This window comes from Marinobacterium maritimum, assembly GCF_039523155.1.
GTDB lineage: Bacteria > Pseudomonadota > Gammaproteobacteria > Pseudomonadales > Balneatricaceae > Marinobacterium > Marinobacterium maritimum.
The window spans coordinates 617654-629182 of record NZ_BAAAET010000002.1 but is presented as its reverse complement, the minus strand read 5'-3'; the positions used below and the strand labels follow the sequence as shown (position 1 = coordinate 629182).

Annotated in this window: 11 protein-coding genes; 2 read left to right on the top strand and 9 right to left on the bottom strand. The window is 57.4% G+C overall.

Annotated elements, in window-relative coordinates; genetic code table 11:
* Positions 1-29: 29 nt before the first annotated feature.
* The 3 genes from rfbB to ABD013_RS09220 are packed head-to-tail and all read right to left on the bottom strand — an operon-like array spanning position 30 to position 3688.
* A complete protein-coding gene (gene rfbB, locus ABD013_RS09230) occupies positions 30-1100 on the bottom strand; it encodes a dTDP-glucose 4,6-dehydratase (RefSeq protein WP_343805119.1) in 1071 nt (356 codons plus the stop codon).
* Positions 1097-2227, bottom strand: a complete 1131-nt coding sequence (gene wecB, locus ABD013_RS09225; RefSeq protein WP_343805117.1) for a non-hydrolyzing UDP-N-acetylglucosamine 2-epimerase — start codon at positions 2225-2227, stop codon at positions 1097-1099. Before wecB ends, rfbB begins: the two co-directional genes overlap by 4 nt.
* A 33-nt stretch (positions 2228-2260) precedes the next feature.
* Positions 2261-3688 carry an MBL fold metallo-hydrolase RNA specificity domain-containing protein gene (locus ABD013_RS09220; RefSeq protein WP_343805108.1) on the bottom strand — a complete coding sequence of 476 codons (1428 nt, stop codon included), beginning with the start codon at positions 3686-3688 and terminating at the stop codon, positions 2261-2263.
* Between the two features lie 553 nt (positions 3689-4241).
* On the opposite strand from ABD013_RS09220, the gene pyrC reads away from it, so the two are divergent.
* On the top strand, positions 4242-5279 hold the full coding sequence (pyrC, locus tag ABD013_RS09215) for a dihydroorotase (RefSeq protein ID WP_343805104.1): 1038 nt from the start codon (positions 4242-4244) through the stop codon (positions 5277-5279).
* A 118-nt stretch (positions 5280-5397) separates the two neighbouring features.
* On the opposite strand, the gene ABD013_RS09210 is transcribed toward pyrC, so the two are convergent.
* The gene (locus ABD013_RS09210) at positions 5398-5868 is read right to left on the bottom strand and encodes a Dps family protein (protein WP_343805102.1); all 471 of its coding nucleotides are present in this window, start codon (positions 5866-5868) and stop codon (positions 5398-5400) included.
* A 248-nt stretch (positions 5869-6116) separates the two neighbouring features.
* On the opposite strand from ABD013_RS09210, the gene ahpC reads away from it, so the two are divergent.
* Positions 6117-6674 (top strand): alkyl hydroperoxide reductase subunit C, encoded by a 558-nt coding sequence (ahpC, locus tag ABD013_RS09205; protein ID WP_425543406.1) that lies wholly within the window; start codon positions 6117-6119, stop codon positions 6672-6674.
* 120 nt (positions 6675-6794) lie between these two features.
* Here the strand turns inward: ahpC and ABD013_RS09200 are convergent, their stop codons facing one another.
* The 5 genes from ABD013_RS09200 to ABD013_RS09180 all read right to left on the bottom strand — a co-directional run bounded on the left by ABD013_RS09200 (position 6795) and on the right by ABD013_RS09180 (position 11501).
* Positions 6795-7346 carry a PH domain-containing protein gene (locus tag ABD013_RS09200; protein WP_343805098.1) on the bottom strand — a complete coding sequence of 184 codons (552 nt, stop codon included), beginning with the start codon at positions 7344-7346 and terminating at the stop codon, positions 6795-6797.
* An 80-nt stretch (positions 7347-7426) separates the two neighbouring features.
* A complete protein-coding gene (locus tag ABD013_RS09195) occupies positions 7427-8455 on the bottom strand; it encodes an AI-2E family transporter (protein WP_343805096.1) in 1029 nt (342 codons plus the stop codon).
* Positions 8456-8498: 43 nt separating this feature from the next.
* Complete coding sequence (locus tag ABD013_RS09190; RefSeq protein WP_343805094.1) at positions 8499-8897, bottom strand: acyl-CoA thioesterase; 399 nt, start codon at positions 8895-8897, stop codon at positions 8499-8501.
* An 81-nt stretch (positions 8898-8978) separates the two neighbouring features.
* Positions 8979-9659, bottom strand: a complete 681-nt coding sequence (locus ABD013_RS09185; protein ID WP_343805092.1) for a general secretion pathway protein GspB — start codon at positions 9657-9659, stop codon at positions 8979-8981.
* 9 nt (positions 9660-9668) lie between these two features.
* Entirely contained in the window at positions 9669-11501 is a 1833-nt protein-coding gene (locus tag ABD013_RS09180; RefSeq protein WP_343805090.1) for an AAA family ATPase, read from the bottom strand.
* Positions 11502-11529: the final 28 nt, after the last annotated feature.

Here is an 11529-nt window from a genome sequence, read left to right as displayed (position 1 = left end):
GTCTGTCCTTGTGACTGAACGAGTTACTATCAGAGCTGCCCAAGGCGCTCACGCTGGTAGGTGCCATCCTGCACGCGGCGGCACCATTCCAGGTTGTCGAGATACCAGTGCACGGTTTTACGGATGCCGGACTCGAAGGTTTCTGCCGGTTGCCAACCCAGTTCACGCTGAGTTTTGCTTGCGTCAATCGCGTAGCGGCGGTCGTGGCCGGGGCGGTCTTGGACGTTCGTGATCAGGTCATGGTAGCGGGTTGCAGCCGGGGCCAGTTCCTGCAGAATATCGCAAATGGTGTGGACCACTTCGATATTCTGCTTTTCGTTATGGCCGCCAATATTGTAGGTTTCGCCCACCTTGCCTTCGGTAACGACCTTATACAGTGCGCGGGCGTGGTCTTCTACATAGAGCCAGTCGCGGATCTGGTCGCCCTTGCCGTAGACCGGCAGCGGTTTGCTTTCCAGAGCGTTGAGGATCATCAACGGCACCAGCTTTTCGGGGAAGTGGTACGGCCCGTAGTTGTTGGAGCAGTTAGTCACCAGTACCGGGAAGCCGTAGGTGCGCATCCAGGCGCGTACCAGGTGGTCTGAGCTGGCTTTGCTGGCGCTGTAAGGAGAACTTGGGGCATACGATGTGGTTTCGGTGAACAGGTGCTGGTGCGCATCGTCCGCTTCTGCCGGGTGCGGCAAGTCGCCGTAGACTTCATCGGTGCTGATATGGTGGAAGCGAAACGCCTGTTTGCGGGTGTCGTCCAGCCCCTGCCAATAGCTGCGTGCGACTTCCAGCAAGGTGTAAGTGCCGACGATGTTGGTTTCGATAAACGCAGCCGGGCCATCGATGGAGCGGTCTACATGGCTTTCAGCGGCCAAATGCATGATGGCATTGGGCTGATGCGCGGCAAATACTCGCTCAAGTTCAGTACGGTTACAGATATCCACTTGCTCGAAGGCATAGCGATCTGAACTGTCGACTTCACGCAGGTTTTCCAAGTTGCCTGCATAGGTGAGTTTGTCGACGTTTACGACGCTATCCTGAGTATTCTGGATGATGTGGCGGATAACCGCCGAGCCGATAAAGCCGGCACCGCCGGTGACGAGGAGTTTCATATTCCACCCTCTGATAATACACCGATAATTCTTTCACAAGCACTTCCATCCCCATATGGGTTATGCGCTTGACTCATGTGCTGGTAAGCAGCCGTATCAGTCAGCAGGCGGTTTACTTCCTTGAAGATCCTGTCCACGTCTGTACCGACCAGTTTGACAGTACCAGCTTGAACCGCTTCCGGGCGTTCGGTGGTTTCGCGCATGACCAGTACCGGCTTGCCCAAAGAGGGAGCTTCTTCCTGAATACCGCCGGAGTCAGTGAGAATCAGGGTCGCTTGTGTCATCAGGTAAACAAACGGCAGGTAATCCTGAGGGGCTATCAAGTGAATATTATCCACACCCTTGAGCAGGCGGTTAACCGGTTCCTGAACATTGGGGTTCAGGTGTACGGGATAGATGATTTGGCAGTCAGGATGCTCTACCGCAATACGGCGCAAGGCTTCGCAAATACGCTCAAACCCACCACCAAAGCTTTCACGACGATGGCCGGTCACCAGAACCATCTGTTTGGATGAATCCAGCATGGAGTAATGGCTGGCCAGCTCACGGTTGAGCGCTGTGTTGCTGTTGATTTTGTCACGTACCCAAAACAACGCATCAATGACGGTGTTGCCGGTGACGCTGATCTGGTCAGCTGCCACATTTTCCGCCAGCAGGTTGGTTTTGGAGGTATCCGTGGGTGCAAAGTGATAACGGGTGATGGCCCCTGTCAGCTTGCGGTTGGCTTCTTCCGGCCAGGGGGAGTAGATATTGCCAGTACGCAAACCCGCTTCTACATGGCCTACTGGAATCTGCTGATAATAAGCAGCCAGGGCCGTCGCAAACGTTGTGGCTGTATCACCGTGTACCAGAACCACATCTGGCTTGAACTCATCCAGAACAGGTTTCATACCGGTCAGGATCGCGGTTGTAACATCATTCAGGCTCTGGCCCGGTTTCATGATGTTCAGGTCATAGTCTGGCGAAATCTCAAAAAGGCCCAGCACCTGGTCCAACATTTCTCGATGCTGTGCAGTCACGCAAGCTTTGGCATCAAACCGCTCATCCGTCGCCAAGGCGTGAACCAGTGGTGCCATTTTGATCGCTTCAGGGCGAGTGCCGAATACAGTGAGTACTTTTTTAGTCATTGGATTACGTCCTGCGCAGGTGTGGCGCTTTCCTTAATTCGTATCAGAAATGTTTTCTGGTGGTGTATTTGCAGCAAGACCAGGCTTCACAGTATCTGTGCTAAGGACACAAGCCTCTTTCAGCGCTGCTTTTAGAGCCACCTTCGCCCCCTCATCCCCATGCACCAACCTTATCTCTCTCGGCCTATGCTTCATCCCCTTGACGAAGTTCACCAGCCCCTGCTGATCGGCATGTGCTGAATAGCCACCGATGGTCTCAACCCGGGCGCGGATGGTGTAGCGCTCTCCATCCAACTCTACATAGCCATTCTGCGGGCCATATTGCTGTATATCCCGTCCTGGTGTGCCTTCAGCCTGGTAGCCTACGAAAAGTACATCGTGGCGCTCGTCACCCAGCATCGCCTTGAGGTAGTTGACGATGCGGCCGGCGTTGCACATGCCGCTGCCGGCGATGACGATGGCCGGGCGACCGGAGCGGGCCAGGTGGTGCACCATTTTCAGGTGTTCATCGTGGCTATCGACGGTGAGCAGGGTATCGAACGCCAGGGGTTTGCGGCCCTGTTTAAGCCGGGCGTGGGCTTCTTCATCCCAAAAGGCTTGCAGCTCGCGGTAGGCGGCTGTGAATTTTGAAGCCAGCGGTGAATCAAGTATCACCGGCAATTCCCCGTTGAGTAGTTCTTCCAGTTCGTACAACAGTTCCTGGGTGCGGCCGATGCTGAAGGCCGGGATCAGGACGGTGCCGTTATTGTGGAGTGCCCGGTCGATGGCCGCCTTGAGTCGGTGTTTTCGTGTGGCGCGGCTTTCATGGTTGCGATCACCGTAGGTGCTTTCAAGCACCAGGATATCGGCCCTGTAGGGCGGCCTGGGTGCCGGCAGCAGCGGTGTATGGCTGGCACCCAGGTCGCCCGAGAAGACGATGCGGGTGCTGTCTTTTGCACTTGCTTTTGTACTCGGCTGGCTGATATCCACTTCCACATAGGCGGAACCCAGTATATGCCCGGCGCGCTGCAGCCTTATCTGTACTCTGTGTTCAGGTGTGTCGACCAGGGTGAACCACTGTTTGTACGGCAACGCGACGATGCGCGACTCGATCTGTTCCAGGTAGCGTTCAACCAACTTTCGATCACGGCTGATGCCCAGTTTGAAAGCGTCTTCCAGCACCAGCGGCAGCAGCCTGGCCGATGGCTGAGAGCAGATGATCGGCCCGTCAAAGCCTGCGGCCAGCAACCAGGGGATACGGCCCACGTGGTCGATATGGACGTGGGTGGCGATCAGTGCCCTGACGCTGCTGATGTCAAAGCCGATTGTGTGACGGTCGCGGCTGTTACCGTTTCCGGCTTCGTTGCCCTGAAACAGGCCGCAGTCGATCAGCAGGCTGGTATTGTCGTCGATGTGAAGCTGGTGACATGAGCCGGTAACGCCATCGCGTGCGCCATGGTGGTCTATCTTTATCCGAGGCATATCCTTTTGCCTTTCGCTTGTTAAGCAGTCTTGTGAAGCGTCGGCGGGAACTTTGCGCGTTAGGCTTGCTCTCACAGCCATGCTCATGGCTCAACACTGGGTACGAGAAGCTTTCAGACACGCTACCGCCCGAAGGTTACATTTCGGGCAATCCTCAACACCCCTGTCGCCTGCTTGTCTGTGGCATCTTGCCGGCCTTTTGAGCCGGCGGTCGCAAAACCGCGCTATGATACCAGCTATCCCTGAACCTCGCGTTACTTCGCGAACCGGGTAATGATACGGATCATGTGGGTGTTTGCAATAAAGGACAGCTTTGTACTTATACGGCTTTGTTAGATGGCTATTCACGCCCAGCACGGTTGCGCATGGGGTTCTGAATTGATTCAGTGCTAATTCGATCGCGCACGGAGTGCGCTCGCACAGAGCACTCTGGCTGAGCTTCCGCCAGTCCACCGGTGGTCCGTCTGTCATCGCCCCATTCGGCTGCAGCGCGTTATCCGGTATACTGTGCAAATCTAAACGCCCTATTTAACCGTATAACCGGGACACTTTGATGACTGACCGCCTGACGATTACCCGCCCCGACGACTGGCACCTGCATCTGCGTGATGGCGAGGTGTTGCAGCACGTCGTACCCGCCACTGCCCGCCAGATGCATCGCGCCATCGTGATGCCGAATCTAAGGCCGCCGGTAACAGACGCCGAGCAGGCGCTGGCCTACCGCGAGCGTATTCTGGCGGCGGCGCCGGAAGGCAGCAATTTTGACCCGCTGATGACGCTCTACCTGACCGACAACACCACGCCAGAGATGATTGCGGCAGCGAAGGCCACGGGCAAAGTGGCGGCGGTGAAGCTCTACCCGGCCGGTGCGACCACCAATTCCGATTCCGGCGTGACCGATCTGGGCAAGCTGGATGCGATCTGCTCGGCGCTGGCCGAGGCGGGCATGCCGCTGCTGGTGCATGGCGAGGTAACCCACAACCACGTGGACATCTTCGATCGTGAGAAGCAATTTCTGGACGAGATCCTGACACCGCTGGCGGGCCGTCACCCTGACATGAAACTGGTCGTCGAGCACATTACCACCCAGGATGCCGCCGAGTTCGTCAACGCCCACGGCGACAATGTCGGTGCCACCATCACCGTTCAGCACCTGGCCTACAACCGTAACCACATGCTGGTGGGCGGTATTCGTCCACACCTGTTCTGCCTGCCGATCCTGAAGCGCAACGTGCACCAGCAGGCGCTGCAGGATGCAGTGGTCAGCGGCAGCAAGAAGTTCTTCCTGGGGACCGACTCCGCGCCTCACGCCAAGGGCGCCAAGGAGAACGCCTGCGGTTGTGCCGGCTGTTACAGCGCCTATGCAGCGATCGAGCTCTATGCCGAGATCTTTGAAGACCTGGGGGTACTGGACAAGCTGGAAGCTTTCGCCAGCCACCATGGTGCCGATTTCTACGGCCTGCCGCGCAACAGCGATACCATTACTCTGGTGAAGGAAGACTGGCAGGTACCGGCGGAGATGCCGTTCGGCAATGACATCATCGTGCCGCTACGTGCCGGTGAAACCCTGAGGTGGAAGCTGGAAGGCTGATTGTCAGCCGCAGGACTGTTTCCCATACGGGGCTTGTACCCCCTCAGGGAACAACGCAATAAAAAGGCGCCACTCGGCGCCTTTTGTGTTTCCTTCATCCTTGATCTCTCACTGTGGATCAGCCCATCCAGGCACTGAACATCCAAACGGTCTTTTCCTGCTGGGTGATGTAGTCACTCATCAGGGTGGCGGTACCCTCGTCCTGGGCGTCGCTGGCCAGCTCCATGACTTCTCGCTGCATGCCGATCAGCGTCTTGTAGCCTTCGAGCAGGCCCTGTACACAGGCCTTGCCCTCATGCACATCCTTGGCTTCCCGGATCGAGCTGTGTTCAAGGTAGTCGCTGAATGCATGGATCGGCTGCTGGCTCAGGGTCAGAACACGTTCGGCGATCTCGTCCACTTTCAACAGCAGATCGTTGTACTGCTCTTCAAACTTGACGTGCAACTCGAAGAACTCGGGACCTCGCACGTTCCAGTGATAGCCACGCACGTTCATATAGAAGATCTGGTAGTTGGCGAGCAGCTCATTGAGGCGTTTCGCCAGTTGAGTGGACTTTTCCGTATCCAAACCGATGCGATTGGTCTGCATGTGTTGCCTCCTGATTGCTGGCTGTCAAATCTGACTCCAGCTTAGTCCAGGCTGGCGTCAAAACGCCAAGTGGTTGACCCTATCGCCGTCATAAAGCCCGTCTATTATTGATGAGATGGCAATACCATTAATAAAACCTATCGTCCCTTTAGGTTTAATTAATTTCCAGCGTTCCATCTCCAGGCCTACTATGGACCTGTTTCCAAGCGATCCACTCACTCGAGTCAAGGAGAACTACACCTATGGGTATCGTTAACACCGAGATCAAGCCGTTCCAGGCAACTGCGTTCAAAAACGGTGAATTCGTTGAAATCACCGAAGCGGACGTGAAAGGCAAGTGGGCCGTATTCTTCTTCTACCCGGCTGACTTCACCTTCGTCTGCCCGACCGAGCTGGAAGACCTGGCTGGCAAGTACGAAGAACTGCAGGGCATGGGCGTTGAAGTCTTCTCCGTGTCTACCGACACGCACTTCAGCCACAAGGCATGGCACGACACCTCTGAAGCCATCGGCAAGATCAAGTACTACATGGTAGGCGACCAGACCGGCACCATCACCAACAACTTCGGTGTAATGCGTGAAGGCCAGGGCCTGGCAGACCGCGCCACCTTCCTGATCGATCCGCAGGGCGTGATCCAGGCGGTTGAGATCACTGCTGAAGGTATCGGTCGTGACGCTGACGACCTGCTGCGCAAGGTGAAGGCTGCTCAGTACGTAGCTTCTCACCCGGGTGAAGTGTGCCCGGCGAAGTGGAAAGAAGGCGAAGCGACTCTGGCACCGTCTCTGGACCTGGTTGGCAAGATCTAAATCCGATCGCTTCTCGCCGGTTGGCACTGACCGGCGAGATCGTCCGGCAAGGCGCGTCTGCTAAGCGCCTTGCTCATGCGCCGCCCTTCGGGGCGGTTTTTTTACCAGAAAGCAGCAACGTCAGGCTTGCGTCTTGCTGCGTCGCGCCAGCACGCAGCGGTCGATCTTGTCCCGAACCTCATCAGGACGACGAACGAAGTCGAATCTCAGCTGATTATTGCCCCGCCCCGCAACAATCAGACTGGCATGACCACAAAGACGCCCATAGAGACTCTGTTCCAGTGACACCCCATCGATGCTGAGCAGGTACAACTGATCGACCTTACGCCCCCACACACCGGTATGTGCCAACACGCGCTGTCCGGTCAGGCGATAGCGACGGCTCAGCTCCGTCACCAGATGACGCAAGGCGCTCAACGCTATCCAAAGCGCAACCAGCCCCAATGCACCGGCGATCCAGCTTGCCGGGATGCCGGCTCCTTCCCACAGGAAACGAGTGGCCAGCTTGCGATACTCGCACACCAGCCACCAACTGTCCCAGAACGGCACCTGCACCAACGCCCGCCAGCTCAACCACCCCAGCACCAGCGCGATGCTCAGGTCTCTGAGGCCACTGCCCAAAGCCAAGGGAGAGCGTTTGATTTCCAGCAATACTTTTTCAGTCGGCAACATGGGTGAATCCTTCACGACATCCCTTTTCAGTGAGGTAGGGGTTGATCAGCACCATACCGCTCGTACCCTACCGGCTATTCCTAATTACCCAGCATAATGGCCACCCAACGGGTCGACGGGTTCTGTTCCAGTGCAATCTTGGCAATCATGGTCAGTGGAATCGACAGAAACATCCCCGCAGGGCCGAACATCCAGCCCCAGACTATCAACGACAGGAATACCACCAGCGGTGACAATCCCAGCCCCGACCCCATGTAACGTGGCTCCAGCACATTCCCCATCAGGACATTAACCGCGATATAGCCCAATGCCACCAAAGCTGCATCCGGCAATCCCAGCTGCACGATCGACAACAGGACTGCGGGCACCGCCGCGATGATCGAACCCACATTGGGAATAAAATTCATCAATGCTGCGACCAGCCCCCACAGCGGTGCGAAATCCACCCCCAAGATCCACAACCACAGGGTGATCAGGCTCCCGGTGCCCAGGCTGACCGTGGTTTTGATCACCAGGTATTTATTCACCTTACGCACGAAGTCACCGGCCTGCTCCATCGAATGCTCGGCATTGGGCAGCGCCTTGTGCAGCTTGTCGCCGAGCAGAGTCGCCTCCAGCAGTAGAAAGATCACCACAAACACGATCAGCATCAGATCGGTCAGCAGGCCGCCAAGGTTGGTCAGCGCATTGCCGGCCAGACGCATGACCGAACCGGGGTTAAAGTGATTGAGGAACTGGTCACGCGTGACCGGCAATCCAAGCCGTTCCAGAAACGGCAGCAGCTTGACCGCTTCATCCTGCAACCGTGCCTGATAGGTCGGCAGCCTGAGCGTGAAGGTATCGATGGCGGAACCGACAAAGAGCACCAGTACCCAGCTGAAAATCATCAACACGAACACCAGCAGCATGATCGCCAACCAGGGAGGCACCCGGTGGGACGTCATCCAGGCCAGTGGGGGTGCACAGATGATCGCGATGAATATCGCTAGTAACATGGGTACCACGACCGCCTCGGCGATCTTGAGGGCACCCAGTATGACCATCAGCGAAGCCAGTCCTATAAGCCATTTGAAACCGGCAGAAAAGGTTAACGAATTGGACTCGGACATGGACGCTCCTTGTGGTCCAGATGTTATCGGGAAAAGTGGCCGCTCAGTCAGCCGCCTTGAAGTGCACGTCTAGCATAGCCTTCTGCTCGTCAGTCAAACTCAAGGCTCGACCGTTGGCAAAGTCGTAGCGTACCATGAACGCCTTGCCACGAGCCGCCAGCTTATCGTCCTGCCAAGCTTCCTGCAGCACAGTGAAGGAACTGTTACCGATCTTGCAGACAAAGGTGCGCACCTCGACATCCCGGCCGTAAAACAGCTCACCGAGGTAGTCCACCTCGATACGGGCCATGATCAGCTGCCACTTTTTCAAGTCCAGGTCAGGTGTAAAAATGCGGAAAAGTTCGTTCCGGGCTGCCTCGAACCACTGAGGCACACGGGTGTTGTTGATATGCCCCAGGCCATCGGTATCGTAGAACGCTGGGGTAAGGTTGAGCGAGTACATCGGATGTTTCCTGTCACTGAAATCAGTGCGCGGAGTATATCAGCCAAAGCCGATATTGGATCCAGTGTTCCCCCATAGGCTTTAAAGTGCCGGCACCTTGAAACGGGTATCGCGATACTGCAGCACCACCGCCCGTGGGATGATCTCCACTATGCGCACGCCTGGCCGGACAAAATCTCCCTCACGCAATACCCGATCCTCAAACTTGACCAGTCGCGAGCGAGGCTCATCCGAATAGATATGCACATTGAAGCGAATCCCCTGCAACTCCCGTTGCTGCTCAACCGGTAACTGGCGCAAATAAGGCAGACCGGCATAGGGATCCTGCTCGACCGCCTCCTGCTGAACAGTCTCGACCGGCTCGGGCGCCCCAGGCGGCTCAACGCTAGCGGGAGGGGCTACGCTCCGAGATTCAGCCACTTCGGGGCGCGCCGGTGTGGGCAGCCTGGCAGGCTCCTTGCGGATGGCGATTTTGACCCCGCTAAGGTCAGGCTCCTCGGCTTCAGGTGTCTGGGGTTTCAGGGTTACAGCTTCGGGTTCATCGGTCACAACAGGCGCCACTGCCGACTGCTGGTCCGGAAAACGCCAGAACCAGTACAGCAGCAGCCCAAGCAGCAGGATCAGCAGAATACGTCCCAGCGACCAGCCCGTTTTGGCCGGCTTCGCCGCTGACGTTGGTACAGCCGTAGCGGCCCCGTTTTCTACCTGAGCGGCCTTGCGCTGCTCGGAGGAAGCCTTGAGTGCATCATGAATATAGGACATGACCGCCTCCTAGCCGCGCAGGCGTGGCAGGTCTGCCAACACCAGGCTGTTGAGCCGGATCAGTGTCAGCGGCCCCGCAACTCCGTCCACCTCCAGACCCTGCTGCTGCTGAAACGCCTTTACCCTGAGGTACAGATCGGCATCATAGCGCGACTTCAGCGGCGCATCCTTACGCCCGCCCAGCTGCTGGTTGAGCTGGCGGTTAAGCCAAACCACCTCATCGCCCTGTGCGCCGGGCCAGAGCGGCTGACGATACCCCGGCGGATGTTGCCACAGCAGCGTAAACTGCCCGCCCCACAGTTGTTGCAACAGCTCACGCGACACAGTGCGGCTTTCAGTATTAACCCTGAGCTGAGCGCCATCAGGCGTCAGCGCTGTCAGCAAAGCCATATAAGCCTGCTGACGATGCTTCAGCGTAATCACGGCGGGACGGTCAAGCCGTTCCAGCAGCTGCAGGTCCCCGTCCAGTGTCAGGCAGCCCAGCCCCTGGCGCTCGGCAAATTCACACACTACCGGTTCAGCACGCGGGTCATATTCCAGCTGCCAGTATTGAAACAAGCCTCTAAAGGCCTGCACCTGAGCCAGATCAAGGTCCGCAGGCGGCAACCAGCGATCGGTATCCTCCCAGCTTTGCGCCGCCACAGAGGCTGCTGGATCTGTATCCGGCTCAGCCCCTGCGTCGATCGTTTCCGCGTATACCGGCATCAGTGCTGGCAGGCCAACGGCTACCCGAGTTTCCGGCTCCTCTTCGGGCACGCCCTCCGGCGGTACCGGCTCGGTCGGCTCTTCGATTACAACCTTCTCCCAGGGGAACAGCTGGGCTCGCATCGCCAACCGCTCGGCATCGGTCATCTCCTGAGCCTGCTCATCCTGATGCCAGAGCTGCTGCAAGGACTGCCACTGACCGGTGAACAGCAGCGAAGCCGCCAAACCGGCGCCCCAGCCCAGCAACCCTACCAGCAAGGCCATCACCAGCCAGAAGTACAGTGGCCGGCGGCCACTAACGGCTGCCGGCCCAGTCTCGACCTGGCCCAATACTTCGCGCGCAGCCTTCTCCAGCGTTTCCACACTGACTTCGTTGCGGGTCTGGGCATAGGTACCCAACAGTGCACGGTCACAGATCTGATTGATCACCCTCGGCAAACCCGCCGACAGCCGGTACAGATATTTCAATGTCGCCGGCGGAAACACGGGACGATTCAGGCCCGCGACCTGTAGGCGATGGTGGATATAATGCGGCAGGTCCGCTTCAGCCAGAGGACCCAGATGAAAACGGGCGCTGATGCGCTGGGACAGTTGGCGCAGATCATCCTGTGCCAGCCGCTCAAGCAGTTCCGGTTGGCCCAGCAGGACCACCTTGAGCAGCTTGGCATCGCTGGTCTCCAGATTGGTCAGCAAACGCAGCTGCTCCAGAGACTCAAACGGCAGTTGCTGCGCCTCATCGATGATCAACAGGGTATTTCGCCCCTGGGCGTGCTGCTGCAACAGGTAACGGTAGATGCAATCGCACAACGATTTCATCGACAACGGCCGCTCGGGGTCCGGCGTCAGGCGCAGCTCATCGCAAATGGCCTGCAGCAAATCCTGAGGCTGAAGGTGAGGGTTAAGGATTAGGGCAAAATCCGTCGTATCGGGCAGCTGTTCAATCAAACGCCGTGACAACGTCGTTTTGCCGGTGCCCACCTCCCCCGTCAACAGGATGAAGCCACCATCGGCATCAATGCCATACAGCAGATGAGACAAGGCTTCCTCATGCTGCTCACTCATGTAGAGATAGCGCGGATTGGGCGCGATCGAAAAGGGCGGCTCGCGCAAACCAAAGTATTCACAGTACATATACATGTCCGCCTCTTGGCTGCCAACCTGGGTT